11 protein-coding genes are annotated in these 13,415 nt (G+C 57.6%); 7 read left to right on the top strand and 4 right to left on the bottom strand.

The window, feature by feature from the left end; all coding sequences use genetic code 11:
- Positions 1 to 122: 122 nt before the first annotated feature.
- Both mnmC and Q1K07_RS16650 read right to left on the bottom strand, forming a co-directional pair.
- The gene (mnmC, locus tag Q1K07_RS16655; protein WP_300313371.1) at positions 123 to 2,141 is read right to left on the bottom strand and encodes a bifunctional tRNA (5-methylaminomethyl-2-thiouridine)(34)-methyltransferase MnmD/FAD-dependent 5-carboxymethylaminomethyl-2-thiouridine(34) oxidoreductase MnmC; all 2,019 of its coding nucleotides are present in this window, start codon (positions 2,139 to 2,141) and stop codon (positions 123 to 125) included.
- Positions 2,142 to 2,393: 252 nt separating this feature from the next.
- On the bottom strand, positions 2,394 to 2,693 hold the full coding sequence (locus tag Q1K07_RS16650; protein ID WP_300313368.1) for a YciI family protein: 300 nt from the start codon (positions 2,691 to 2,693) through the stop codon (positions 2,394 to 2,396).
- Positions 2,694 to 2,968: 275 nt separating this feature from the next.
- On the opposite strand from Q1K07_RS16650, the gene Q1K07_RS16645 reads away from it, so the two are divergent.
- Together Q1K07_RS16645 and Q1K07_RS16640 are read left to right on the top strand one after the other, a co-directional pair.
- Positions 2,969 to 3,883 carry a PHP domain-containing protein gene (locus Q1K07_RS16645; protein ID WP_300313366.1) on the top strand — a complete coding sequence of 305 codons (915 nt, stop codon included), beginning with the start codon at positions 2,969 to 2,971 and terminating at the stop codon, positions 3,881 to 3,883.
- Between the two features lie 98 nt (positions 3,884 to 3,981).
- Entirely contained in the window at positions 3,982 to 4,602 is a 621-nt protein-coding gene (locus Q1K07_RS16640; protein WP_300313364.1) for an L-threonylcarbamoyladenylate synthase, read from the top strand.
- Positions 4,603 to 4,621: 19 nt separating this feature from the next.
- Here the strand turns inward: Q1K07_RS16640 and Q1K07_RS16635 are convergent, their stop codons facing one another.
- Positions 4,622 to 5,500, bottom strand: a complete 879-nt coding sequence (locus Q1K07_RS16635) for a CYTH domain-containing protein (protein ID WP_300313362.1) — start codon at positions 5,498 to 5,500, stop codon at positions 4,622 to 4,624.
- Between the two features lie 115 nt (positions 5,501 to 5,615).
- On the opposite strand from Q1K07_RS16635, the gene Q1K07_RS16630 reads away from it, so the two are divergent.
- Together Q1K07_RS16630 and Q1K07_RS16625 are read left to right on the top strand one after the other, a co-directional pair.
- Positions 5,616 to 6,296 (top strand): TIGR00153 family protein, encoded by a 681-nt coding sequence (locus Q1K07_RS16630; protein WP_300313359.1) that lies wholly within the window; start codon positions 5,616 to 5,618, stop codon positions 6,294 to 6,296.
- 78 nt (positions 6,297 to 6,374) lie between these two features.
- Positions 6,375 to 7,640, top strand: coding sequence for an inorganic phosphate transporter (locus Q1K07_RS16625; protein ID WP_300313356.1), 1,266 nt, complete (start codon positions 6,375 to 6,377; stop codon positions 7,638 to 7,640).
- Positions 7,641 to 7,737: 97 nt separating this feature from the next.
- Here Q1K07_RS16625 and Q1K07_RS16620 read toward each other — a convergent pair whose 3' ends face one another.
- On the bottom strand, positions 7,738 to 8,652 hold the full coding sequence (locus tag Q1K07_RS16620; protein ID WP_300313353.1) for a LysR family transcriptional regulator: 915 nt from the start codon (positions 8,650 to 8,652) through the stop codon (positions 7,738 to 7,740).
- A 150-nt stretch (positions 8,653 to 8,802) separates the two neighbouring features.
- Here Q1K07_RS16620 and Q1K07_RS16615 point away from each other — a divergent pair, with 150 nt between their 5' ends.
- The 3 genes from Q1K07_RS16615 to Q1K07_RS16605 all read left to right on the top strand — a co-directional run bounded on the left by Q1K07_RS16615 (position 8,803) and on the right by Q1K07_RS16605 (position 13,210).
- Positions 8,803 to 9,945, top strand: coding sequence for a 4-oxalomesaconate tautomerase (locus Q1K07_RS16615; protein WP_300313350.1), 1,143 nt, complete (start codon positions 8,803 to 8,805; stop codon positions 9,943 to 9,945).
- A gap of 67 nt (positions 9,946 to 10,012) precedes the next feature.
- On the top strand, positions 10,013 to 11,131 hold the full coding sequence (locus tag Q1K07_RS16610) for a tricarboxylate transporter (protein ID WP_300313348.1): 1,119 nt from the start codon (positions 10,013 to 10,015) through the stop codon (positions 11,129 to 11,131).
- Positions 11,132 to 11,251: 120 nt separating this feature from the next.
- Entirely contained in the window at positions 11,252 to 13,210 is a 1,959-nt protein-coding gene (locus Q1K07_RS16605; RefSeq protein WP_300313345.1) for a tripartite tricarboxylate transporter permease, read from the top strand.
- The last annotated feature ends 205 nt before the right edge of the window (positions 13,211 to 13,415 follow it).

The raw sequence follows: 13,415 nt of genomic DNA, 5'->3' as shown, positions 1-13,415 counted from the left end.
CGCTTACCGCTTACCGCTTACCGCTTACCGCTTACCGCTTACCGCTTACCGCTTACCGCTTACCGCTTACCGCTTACCGCTTACCGCTTACCGCTTACCGCTTACCGCTTACCGCTTACCGCTTACCGCTTACCGCGTATCAGGTCGCGGATAATCCGGCGTCCTGGATGCAGGTGATCCACGAGGGGCAGTTCCAGGGGCAAGGGCTCATCGCAGATGCGTGAGGCCAGCAGCTCTGCACATAACGGGGCACTGGCCAGGCCTCGGGAACCATGGGCGGCACTGATCCACAAGCCTGGATAGTGCTGGCCGGCAGTGTCCGGTATGCGTGTCGCATCCTTGCCCAGGCGAGCGTAGTCTTCCAGCCAGGGATCTCGTATGGGTACTGGCCCTGCATAGGGCGATTTGTCCGGACTGGCGGCACGTACTGCAGCACGTCCTTCCAATGCGCCAGGTGTGATAGACAATCCGTTATCCACCAGGTGCTTGAGATAACCGGGTAGGGTTCGCTCAAGCTCGTTCATGTTGGCCCGGTGATCTTCGGCGGTGACTGTTCTGTCGCTGGAGTTCGGTGTAAAGGTGGCGCCGAAGGTCAGCCAACCATTCAGGGGGGGCGCCAGATATCCCCCGGCACAGACTACGGTGTCAGGTGTGGTGGCCTCGGCTACCGGCATGCGACTGACTTGGCCACGTACGGGCTGCAGAGGCAGGCCTTCGAACTGGGCAAACTGTGTGCTGTCAGCGGCGGTAGCGACCACGACCTGATCGACAGTCAGTGTCTGCTGTTCGTCATCGAACGTCAGCAACCAGCCTTCGTCCCTGCGTTCCAGCTGAGTGACGTTTGCACGTATCTGGCGAATGCCTGACCCTGAAGCCAGCTTCTCGCACAACACACGTGGGCGTACCCAGCCCGCCAGGGAGTAGAACAGGCCGCCATGATCAATGGAGACACCTGCCAGGCGTGAAGCTTGCTCGGCATCCACGGCATGCACGACGTCTGCAGGTAATGGATGATGCTCCAGGAAACGTGTCTGGCGCCGGGTTTCCTGTTCGCTGGTAGCGAGTTGCAGCACACCGCTCGGTTGCCATAGGCGCTGAGCGGGATCCAGGCGAGATAGCCAGCGGTAGCTATACAGCAGGCCAGAGAGGTAAGTGCGGCTCTGGTGGTTGGTATCCACCGCCAGCTTGACATAAAGTGCGCCCTGCTCGTTGCCGGAGGCCTCTGCACCGGGGCCCTGGGCATCGATCAGCGTGACGGCAATGCCGCGCCGGGCCAGGGCCTCGGCGGCAGTGCAGCCGGCGATGCCGGCACCGATCACTGCAATATGCCGGGTGGTACATGGAGCGGGAGGATGGAACCAGGGCGTGGAATTGCGCCGTGCATCCTGGGCCGGTGTACTGATCTCTCCGGCCAGCATCTCCCGCTTGCGCCCAAAGCCTGGCACCTTGCGCCATGCGAAGCCTGCGGCCTTGAGGCCGCGTTTAACGATGCCTGCGCAAGTGAATGTGGCGAAGGTGGCACCGGGGCGAGAGCGAGCGGCCATTTGCTCGAACAGTTCGGGGCGCCACATTTCCGGATTCTTGGATGGGGCGAAGCCATCCAGAAACCAAGCGTCGACCTGGCCGTCCAGCAGGGCCAATCGTTCAGTGCTGTCGCCGATATGTAGATCGAGAATGATCTGCGGTGTCAGTATCAGGCGATGCACCCCACTGACGGGAGCGGGCCACTGGTTGATGATCACTCGAGCCTTGTCAGCCAGGTCCGGCCAGGAAGAAAGGGCTCGTTCAAGGTCATCTCGTGCCATGGGATAACGCTCGGTAGAGACCAGGTGCAAGCGAGACCCCGCTGGCGCATGACGTTCGAATGCTGCCCAGGCGCAAAGCATGTTGAGGCCTGTACCGAATCCCGTTTCGGCGATGACAAAGGGGCGGGATGCCTGCCAGGCAGCGAAACGCTCCGGCAAGTGATTGCCAGCAATGAAAACGTGTTCTGTCTCGGCGCGACCATCATGACGGGAAAAATAGACGTCATCGAAGGCCTGAGAATGAGGGCTGCTTTCGCCGGTGTCATCCGAGCGCCAATCGAGGTGGGCGAGTTCGGCGGCACATAGTGCTGGCAGGCCATCTGGAGCGGTAGACACGGGGGATACTTCCTGCGGTCAAAATTTGATCATCGGCGTGACATGGCCGTGACATGGGGGCTTGGCAAAAGCGTCCGCGGTGTTTCAACAAACTTTTCCACAGACGCTGTGGGTAAACTCTGGTGAGAAAACTTTGCCTGGTTGTTCACAAGGAGCGGATGGTTCATGCCAGGCGGCTCGAAGAGGGGCCGCCTGGCATGGTGGCTACGGCCAGATGATTCATGCACACAGGAATGGGGGCCTGTGTATTGCTCAAGGCAGAACCTTCTTGAACGGCTTGACCACAACTTTGGCGTAGACACCGGCAATATGATAGGGGTCGGCGTCAGCCCAGGCTTGGGCCGTGGCCAGGTCACTGAATTCTGCAACGACCAGGCTGCCGGTAAACCCGGCTTCTCCCGGATTTTCACTGTCTACGGCAGGGTAGGGTCCTGCCAGCACCAGACGTCCTTCATCGCGCAGGGCTTCAAGTCGTGCCAGGTGATCGGGGCGGGCTGCCATGCGCCGTTCCAGGCTGTCGTGTACATCTTCACTGATGATTGCGTAGAGCATCGAATAATCCTCGTCATAAATGGCTGCGCAGGTGAATCACCATGCTATCCCACCATGTCTGGTGGCTACCCCTCGCGACATCCCTAAGACCACCCCAGCTTGTTGTCTGTGCATGGAGCGAAGGGGGCAGTGCAATGTGCGTCTTTTCATCCCGCTCGCCGATTCATGCGCTGCTGTTGTGAGGGGATGACCTACAGTACCGCAATTGACCCCGGATGGCCGTGCGAGCACCATAGGCACATATTCTGTCAAAGACGCCCGCCGGCGTCATGCCGATGAGCGCCTTCCCGACCATGCTGCTACTGCCCGAGACTTTCGAGGGAGACGCATTGAGCGTCGACCTGCATATGCATTCTACCGCCTCTGATGGTGCTCTTTCTCCTGAACAATTGGTGAAACTCTGTGCTGAGAGAGGTTTGTCCCATATTGCCCTGACCGACCATGACACCTTGGATGGGGTTGAAGAGGCGCAGAAAGCGGCCAGTCAGTGTGGTATATCCGTGTTGCCGGCAACGGAACTGTCCGCGCAATGGCGTGGCGTCAACATTCATGTGGTCGGATTGTTGCCATCAGGTGCGGTGGGGACCCTGGTGGAGGGACTGGAGTCCCAATCCCGTGCCCGGAACACTCGTGCGGAAGCCATTGCCAAGCGCCTGGAAAAGGTTGGCTTGAAGGATGCGCTGGCCAAGGCACAGGCGCGAGCCGGGGAGCGCCCACTTGGCCGCCCGGACTTTGCTCATGTGATGGTGGAAGACGGCTTGGTGCCGGACTTGGCCAGCGCATTCAAGAAATATCTGGGTAACGGCAAGGTGGGAGATGTGAAGTCTCACTGGCCGTATCTGTCCGAGGTGGTGACATGGATTCTTGATGCTGGAGGAGTGGCCGTGTTGGCTCATCCGTTGCGTTACAAGATGACCCGGCGCAAGCGTGGCCTGCTGTTTGATGAATTTCGTCGTGCCGGAGGTCAGGCTGCTGAGCTGGTCAGTGGCTATCAGAACTCCGATGCGACCAGGGATCTGGCCCGCCAGTTACAGGAATACGACCTGCTGGCCTCGTTGGGCAGTGACTTCCACTTTCCTGGAGGGCCGTTGGCACCCGGTACCATGAGCCCGATACCACGCACTGCCGTCGCTCCGGTGTGGACGCATGAGTGTCTGGCCCAGTGGCGGCTTCAGGGAAATACGACATAAATCCCAGCACTCGACTTTTTATGCACAACCTAGGGGGAGTTGCCTAGGCTGGAAAAACGAAAACATCAAAATGAAAACACCGCAGAAGGGATGCGCTCATGACCCAATATTTCCAGATCCATCCGGACAACCCTCATAAGCGCCTGATCGATCGGTCGGTCGAGATCATCAACAAAGGGGGAGTGGTTGCCTACCCCACTGATTCTGGCTATGCCCTGGGCTGTCATCTTGGCGACAAGAAGGCCATCGAGAAGATCAAGTGGCTACGTTCCCTGGATGACAAGCACAACTTCACTCTGGTGTGTTCTGATCTTTCAGAAATTGGTACCTATGCCAAGCTCGACAACGCGGTATTTCGTTTACTCAAAGCGCATACCCCGGGCTCCTACACTTTCATTCTCAATGCCACGACGGAAGTACCGCGCTTGCTGCTGCATCCCAAGCGTCGCTCCATTGGCGTCCGTGTGCCGGATCATGCCATCACCAGGGAGTTGCTCTCGGGGCTGGGAGAGCCCCTGATGAGTGTGACCTTGATTCCTGTAGGGGAAGCGTTGCCGATGACCGACCCCGAGGAAATCCGTGAGCGTTTTGGTGCGCACCTCGACCTGATCATCGATGGTGGAGCCTGTCACCTGGAACCCACCAGTGTCATCGACCTCCGCGAGTTACCTCCGGTCATCGTGCGTGAAGGGCGGGGAGACATCTCACCCTTCACGTGAAGGCAAGTGAATGCCCTGCTCAGGTCATCTCGGTGCTGTCCGGAAGCTGGCGTGAGAGAGTGAGCAGGGCGGCACCGATATCTGGGTTCAGCCAGTCATCTTCATCATCACTGCTCAGTCGATGAGTGCGCAGATGCAGAGCGATATGGCCAGCCTTGGGTGCCGTTTCGGCGAGTCGTTCCAGCGCTGTGGCCGCCTGAATCAGCCAATCGCTCTCGCGCGTGTCACTGTACGCATCCATGGCGACCGTAGCGCGATGTAGCCATTGGGCAGGTGCGCTGGCTTCGGGAAGTTTCCAGCTCCCGGAGAGCAGGGCGGATCCTCGTGCTGCCTTGCTGGTATCCGAAGGGCGCAGGGGCACTCTGGCAGCAAGTTCATCGGCCAGGGCGAGCAGTGTGGCACTGTCCCCCGCCTTGAGTTCCAGCTCTGCTTCCCGAATCCGGACCTTGTGCCCGGCTGCCGTTATCTCACCCTGATCCAAGGCAATCTCGATCTGGCTGCCCTGGTATTCGATGTCCCAGGTGTCGCGTTCGAAGTCGGTGGTGAAGCGCTCCTGTACTTTGGCGAGAAGGCGTTGATCCAATGCCTGTATCGCTGGCAGCCTTGCCAGGCCTTCCAGGTCCAGCTGTGGGCCAGGTACAGGCCATTCCCATTCTCCTCGTACCGATAGGCCACCACCGCCCTGGCCGCCTGTCTTCAGGGTCTGCACCCAGGCATCTCCGCTGTGCCTCAAGCGCAGTGCCACGCGCATGCGCTGGAGGTCACCCTCGGGAGTATCAAAGTAGGTATTGAGCAGGGTGCGGCGGTGCGAAGGGACGCCAGCCAGAATGGGGTGACGGCGTAAGTTGTCGGGCCCTAAAGGCCCGAGGGCCAGCTTCATTTCGACTTCGTTGCTCATTCTGGGCCTCGCGGCAGAGACAAGGTTAATCGGGACATGACCGAAAGTTTTCCATGACGTGACAGCAGGGGATCACTATACTAACGCCGCCATTTCCCAGTGTCTGTGATTCACTATGGTGACAACAAACCCGTTTTCCGCGATGTTCGGCCGTTCTCCGTTCCAACCCCTGTTGGCGCATATCGAGAAGGCCCATGATTGCTCTGCCGCCTTGCTGCCTTTTTTCGAAGCCACCCTTCAGGGTGACTGGGAAGCAGCAACCCAGCATCGAGAAGCCATCACCAGGCTCGAGCACGAAGCCGACTCGCTCAAGACTGAGTTGCGCCTGAATCTGCCTAACACCTTGTTCCTGCCGGTATCACGTTCCGATCTGCTCGACCTGATCAGTGTCCAGGACAAGATTGCCAACAAGGCTCGAGATATCACCGGCATCATGCTTGGTCGCCAGATGCGTGTCCCCAGTGAGCTGGCAGCGCCGATGCGTGATTACATCGAGACATCTGTGTCGTGTGTCGCCAAGGCTCGCCAGGCCCTGGAAGAGCTTCAGGATCTGCTTGAGTCCGGCTTCGGACGCAATGTCAGTGACCTGATGCAGAAGCTGATTCGCGACCTCCATGACCTGGAGAATCGTGCCGATGAGCAACAGATCGCCATTCGTCGTCAGTTGTTCGCCCTGGAGGCCGATCTGCCTCCGGTGGATGTGATGTTCCTCTACAAGATCATCGAGTGGATCGGTGAGCTGTCTGACCGCGCTGAGCGTGTGGGTAGCCGACTGCAGATCATGACTGCGCACTGATGAACAACGATAGGCCGCCCCAGGGCGGTCTCTTCGCTTTAGCTCCTTTCTAGATAGATACACGAGGGATATTCCCCCATGTCGATCATTGCCCAGCACGGTGATATCTTCATCCTACTGGCCTGCGCATTTGGCTTTTTCATGGCCTGGGGCGTTGGCGCCAATGACGTAGCCAATGCCATGGGGACCTCTGTTGGTTCCCGGGCCATCACCATCAAACAGGCGATTCTGATTGCCATCGTCTTTGAATTCCTGGGGGCCTGGTTGGCAGGTGGCCAGGTCACCGAGACGATTCGCAAGGGCATCATTGACCCTGCACTGCTCGAACAAGACCCCCAGCTTCTGATCTACGGCATGCTGGCGTCATTGCTGGCGGCGGGTACCTGGTTGCTGATTGCTTCCATGAAGGGGTGGCCGGTTTCCACGACTCATTCCATCGTTGGGGCCATTGTTGGTTTTGCCTTGGCCGGACTCGGTATTGATGCCATAGGGTGGAGCAAGGTTGGCCAGATCGCTGCCAGCTGGGTGGTTTCCCCCGTGCTTGCCGGTTCCATTGCCTTCATGCTGTTCAAGTCCATCCAGAGCATGATCTTCGACGCTGAGGATCCCTTTGCTGCCGCCAAGCGCTATGTGCCCATGTATGTGTTCCTGGTGGGGTTCATCGTTTCCATGGTGACCCTGACCAAAGGACTCAAGCATGTCGGCCTGCACCTGAACTTTACCGAGAGCCTATTGCTTTCGGTGCTACTTGGCCTGGTGCTGATGTTCATCGGTATCCAGCGCGAGAAGCGTATCGCACGCAGTCAGCGCCAGTCCGATGCTTTCGGTTTCCAGGGCGTGGAACGGGTCTTCGGCGTGCTGATGATCTTCACCGCCTGTGCCATGGCCTTTGCTCACGGTTCCAACGATGTGGCCAATGCCGTTGGTCCGCTGGCTGCAGTGATCAGCGTGGTCAATACCCAGGGTGATGTCGGTGGTTCTGCTTCTGTCCCCTGGTGGGTGTTGATTCTCGGTGGTGGTGGTATCGTGGCGGGCCTCATCACCTATGGCCACAAGGTGATTGCCACAGTTGGCACCGGTATCACGGAACTGACGCCGAGCCGCGGATTTGCCGCGACCTTGGCCGCCGCCACTACGGTAGTACTGGCTTCCGGTACTGGCCTGCCGATCTCCACCACGCATACTCTGGTAGGCGCTGTACTCGGCGTCGGTCTGGCTCGAGGCATTGCCGCTCTCAACATGCGTGTGCTGGGCACTATCGTGATGTCCTGGCTGATCACCCTGCCGGCCGGTGCAGGCCTGGCCATCGCCTTCTTCTTCATGTTCAAGGGTATCTTTGGCTGATTCAGGCTCGACACGGCCTATGAACTAGCCATCTCCTGGCCTTGCTTCAAGCGGCGTCTCCTCTTCACCGAAAGTGAGTGAAGAAGAGGCGCCGTTTTTATTCAGGGCTAACGGCTTCTTCTGCCCAGCGTTCCAGCAGCATGTTGATGAACAGTTGTGCAGTGGCAGACAGGCTGTGTGCGTTGCTGCGTACCAGACCAATGGTGCGATGAATATATGGCGGTGGTAGCTGCTTGGTGCATAGTGTCTTGTGGTCAGGACCAGGCATGGCCATGCGCGGCAGAATCGCCACACCAAGCCCTGACTCCACTAGACCCAGAGACGTCGACAGATGTTGAACCTCGTAGAAGCTATTGAGATGAATGCCGGTCGGCGCCAAAGCGTTGTCCAGCAATGTTCGATTGCCGCTGTCCCGGCTCACGGTGATCAGGCGGACCTGCTCGAGGTCGCTCCATTCTAGATGCTGCTTGCCTGCCAAGGGGTGGTCGGAACGCAGTGCCAGCACAAAGGGGTCTTTCAGTAGGGGAGTGAATGATATCTCTGGGGTCTGGGCACTGAACATGTTGATGCCGAAATCTGCTTCTCCGCGTATTACTTTCTCCAGTCCCTCATGGGCACTGACGTCCAGAATACGGATGCGAATGCCTGGCCAGGCGGTATTGAATTCGCGAATCACGCTGGGCAGGAAGTAGAACGCTGCCGTCGGCAGGCAAGCGATGGTGATGGTGCCTTTCTGGTGGGTAGCCAGATCCCGAATACCCATAATCGATGATTCGTACTCATCGAGCATGCGCCTTGCCTTGGCCAGAAAATCGATGCCGATTGGCGTCAGGCGAGTACGACGCGTCGTGCGTTCGAGCAGGGTGACTTCGAGAACTTCTTCCAGTTTCTGGATGCGCCGAGATAACGCCGGTTGTGACAAGTGCAAGCGATTGGCCGCCTCATGAAAGGTGCCAAGTTCCGCTACTTGCACGAAGGCTTGCAGGTCAAGGAATTCTAATCGATGTTGCATGTGTTCTTCCTTGCATGATGTTGGCCATATTAATGCGTATACCTGATTAATGTGTTTTGTCGATTATTATAGGTAGATATTTGCATTTGAAGCATTATTTCCTCGCTGCAATCCTTGCACCACTAACGACCGAACAATGGTGCAAGGCTCATGAACAGCATTCCCTGTGTGATCATGCGTGGTGGTACTTCCCGCGGCCCTTTCCTGAGGAGGCGTGACCTGCCACAGAATCAGCAGGAGTTGAGTGAACTGCTACTCAATGCCATGGGCTCGGGGCATGCACTGCAGATAGATGGCATCGGCGGCGGAAATTCTCTGACAAGCAAGGTAGCCATTGTCGAGCGTTCGGAGCGCGATGATGCCGATATCGACTACCTCTTTGCTCAGGTCAACGTGCTTGAGCGTCATGTCGATTTCAGTCCCAACTGCGGCAACATGCTTTCGGCTGTTGGTCCCTATGCCATTGAAGCTGGCCTGGTGGAGCCTGAAGACGGAGTGACCATCGTTCGTGTCTTCAACATCAATACCCAGCGCTTGATCGACTGCCATGTGCCCACTCCTGGGCGCCGAGTGATATATGAAGGCAACACCCGGATCAGTGGTGTGCCTGGCCAGGCAGCGGGTATTCGTCTGAGTTTTCTCGATATTGCTGGCTCCAAGACGGGGGCGCTCTTACCCACTGGCCAAGCCATGGAGATGATCGATGGTACCGAGGTCAGCTGTCTCGACGCTGCCACGCCGGTGTTGATGGTGGCTGCGCATGACCTGGGACTGGAAGGCGATGAGACGCCTGAAAAGATGGATATGGATGCAGAGCTCCTGGCGAGACTGGAATATCTGCGTCTTGAAGCCGGGCAGCGCATGGGACTGGGAGATGTTCGTGACAGTGTGTTGCCCAAGCCGGTGGTGCTGTCAGCACCGCGTAGTAAAGAAGGCGTTCTCACCGCCCGCTACTTCGTTCCTGCCCGATGCCACAAGGCCATTGCCGTCACCGGTGGCATAGCGGTATCGGCCGCCATCAGTGTGCCTGGCACCATCGCCAATCGCATAGCCCTTCAAGCTGGCCGAATCAGCCAAGGACAGTGTCTGTGTGACGTGTGCATCGAGCATCCGTCCGGTGTCATGGAGCTCCGAGTCGAACATCGTGACGGCAATCCCCATGAACTGGCCCAGGTATCCCTGGTGCGTACAGCTCGCAAGATCATGAGTGGGACTCTCTTCTATGCGTTACCCCAGAGGAAGGTAGCGCCTGTGCCATCAGACCCTGTGGTAGACATTGCCCTGGGCTCCTGATGCACCCGCCAAGATTCAGGCACAGCATCAGGATCACATAACAACTTTAATCATGAGGTATCACGCCATGCATATTCCTGCAGTTATTGCTCAGAGCAAATTCTCACGTGGTGCGACACTGGCCATTGCCATGTCCACCGTGGCTATCTCGGCAATCGTTTCTCCACAGGCTCAGGCATCCACGGATGTGCCCGCTCAGATCAAATGGACAATCCCCTTTGGAGTGGGCGGTGGAACGGATGTCTGGGCACGCTTTTTCGCTCCCTGGTTCAGCAATAGCCTGCCTGACAACCCCACTGTGGTAATCGATAACGTGCCTGGCGGGGGATCCATCAACGGAGCCAACATCTTTTCGATCAGGGCCAGTCACAAGGGAGACAACTGGATCGGGACATCGGCTTCCACCCAATACCCCGCCATGTTGGGTGACCCTCGAGTTCGCTACGACTATGCAGATTGGACACCTATTCTGGCCACGCCAACAGGAGGTGTGGTGTACGCACAACCTCGTCTGGGAGAGTCCGCCGATGAAGTGATGGCGAGCATATTGACGTCGCCGGTCAAGCTGGCAGCTCAGAGCCCTACGGGGGTCGAGTTGCCGGTACTGCTGGCATTGGATCTGCTCGGCGTGGATGTGGATGCCGTTTTCGGCATGCGCAGTCGAGGAGAAGGGAGGTTGGCCTTTGAGCGGGGCGAGGCGGATATCGATTTCCAGACAACCTCGGCATATCTGAGCAGCGTGCAGCCGCTGGTTGATGACGGCAAGGCGATTCCGCTGTTTTCCTTGGGAATACTGGATGATCAGGGAGACATCGTGCGCGACCCCGCATTCCCGGAGTTGCCGACTTTCCTGGAAGTCTATGCCTCCTTGAATGATAACCAGATGCCAACGGGCGAAGCGTACACCGCTTATCGCAAGTTCTTTGCCTCCGGTTACACGCTGCAGAAGCTGGTGATGGTTCCGAAGGATGCCCCTCAGAAATTGATCGATACCTATCGTGAAGCCGCCAGGGAATTCGTGGCCAGCGACGCCTTCAAGCAAGAATCCCAAGCTCAGCTGGGTCCTTACGAGCCGGTGATCGGGGAAGTGGTGCAACGCCATCTGGATGAGTCCATGGATCTCAAGGACAGCACGCGCGAATGGCTTGCCAACTGGCTCAAGACCGAACATGACGCTTCGATCTGATCGTTATCCGAGGCCTTGATAACGGAGAGTCATCAAGGCTGGGTTCGAGACTGCTGGCATACGAACGCCTTGGTTTGTCAGCGGTCCCGGTTCCACTCATTTCAAGAGAGAGTGACTGTCATGATTGATGTCATGCTGTCCAGCTTGAGCCAGTTGTTTACTGTCTCTCATCTGCTATTCATGACCATCGGCGTATTGGTGGGACTGGTGGTCGGCATTATACCGGGCCTTGGCGGCATTGCCGGAATGTCATTGTTGCTGCCCTTCCTGTATGGCATGGAACCATCGGTTGCCCTGGGGATGTTGATGGGGCTGGTGGCGGTGATTCCCACCGGCGATACCTTTGCCTCAGTGTTGCTTGGCATTCCCGGATCCAGTGCTTCTCAAGCCACTGTGGTCGATGGTTTCTCCCTGGCAAAGCGCGGCCAGGCGGCACGCGCGCTGTCCAGTGCCTTCTTGTCATCGATGCTTGGAGGGCTGCTTGGCGCGGTAGTACTTTCTGCTTTCATTGTCATTGCACGGCCTTTGGTGCTGTCCTTCTCTTCCTCTGAATTGTTCATGCTCACCCTGCTGGGGCTTTCCATGGTCGCAGTGCTGTCCGGGAAGGAGCTGTTCAAGGGGATTGCTGCCTGTGGGCTGGGCCTGCTGGTAGGCATTATCGGCATGGCCCCTGCCACAGGCGAGTTTCGGCTGAATTTTGGTCTCGATTATCTCTATGACGGCCTGCCGTTGGTCGTGGTCGGCCTGGGGATTTTTGCCTTGCCCGAGATTGTCGAGTTGTTGCTCAAGCGTGGTGCTATCTCCGAGCGTCCATGCCGGCTGGGAGAAGGATGGGCGCGGGGGCTGAAAGATGTCCGCGAACAGAAAGGGCTTGTTGCGCGCTGTGCTGCCATTGGCAGTCTCGTAGGTACGATTCCCGGTCTGGCGGGGTCTGTCGTCGACTGGATGACATATGGCCATGCAGTGCAGTCTGCACGCGACAAGTCCCAGTTCGGCAAGGGCGATATACGTGGCGTGATTGCACCTGAGTCAGCCAACAATGCCTGTGCTTGTGGTGCCATGGTGCCAACACTGCTGTTTGGGGTGCCAGGTTCGGGAACTGCGGCAATCTTCCTGGGCGGTCTGCTGTTGCTCGGGCTCCAGCCAGGGGTTGGAATGATCGAGACGCATCTCGACCTGACCTACACCATCATCTGGTCGCTGGCACTGGCCAATGTACTGGGAGCGGCGCTGTGCCTGCTGTTGGCTCGACCAGTGGCAAGTCTGACCCGGGTCCGTTTCACTATCCTGGCACCGATCATCATGGTACTGATCATGTTCGCCGCTTATCAGGCGACTCGATCCATTGCTGATCTCGTTGCCTTGGGTGTGATCGGGGCCGTGGGCATCCTGTTCAAGCAGGCAGGGTGGTCTCGACCGGCCTTCCTGATCGGTTTCGTACTTGCCCCAGGGGCTGAAAACTATTTCTATCAAGCAGTCCAGTTCCAGGGCATGTCGGCGTTTTCGCGTCCCGGAGTGCTCATCGTCGGAGCACTGATTGTCGCGATCCTGTTCATGCCTATGCTCAAAAAGGTCTGGCTGCGTCGTCGTGCAGTCTCGCGTGGATCAGATGGGGAAACCTCGAGCAACGCGTCTGGTTTTGCCAACTCTCTAGGGAGAATAGATCTGGTCATCATCATCGGCATGCTACTGATGGCAGGAGTGGCGCTGGTCGACACTTGGGGATTGTCGTTGACCGGCGGCATCATGCCATGGCTGGCCATTGGCATCCTGGTCTTGGCACTTCTGTGTGAGATGGCTCGGAACTTGCTGCATCCAGTCACTTGGGTGAAGCAGACCATTACCGTACAACTGTTCTGGATAGTGGGGTTCTTTCTGCTGATTGGCGCCATTATGGCGCTGGGGTTTGTCTTGTCCGCTACGCTGTTCTCCCTGCTTTTCCTGCTGCTGGTCGCAAGAGTAAAGCCCTGGATAGCGACCGGTATGGCCATGTGCGTTGCGGGCTTTCTTGTAGGCATGGGACATATTCTTGCCTTGAGCTATCACGTGGGTGTTCTAGATCCTCTGCTGTTTCAGTAGTGTTCTCTATCATCTGAAGCCAACCTGAAGTGGCGCCTCTTCTTCATTGAAATATGCTCATTGAGATATGGTGAAGAAGAGGCGCCGTTGTCATTTTATGCATTTTTGCTGCCGTGTATTCCAGAGCCTCTCCGGTGCCCGCTATCGTCTGATATAGTGCGGAGATACTTGATTCTGCAACCCTGCCCTTGCTGGAGTTCTCACA

The sequence above is a fragment of the Halomonas sp. genome, assembly GCF_029263665.1.
Lineage (GTDB): Bacteria > Pseudomonadota > Gammaproteobacteria > Pseudomonadales > Halomonadaceae > Halomonas.
This window is presented reverse-complemented; position numbering and strand designations above follow the sequence as displayed.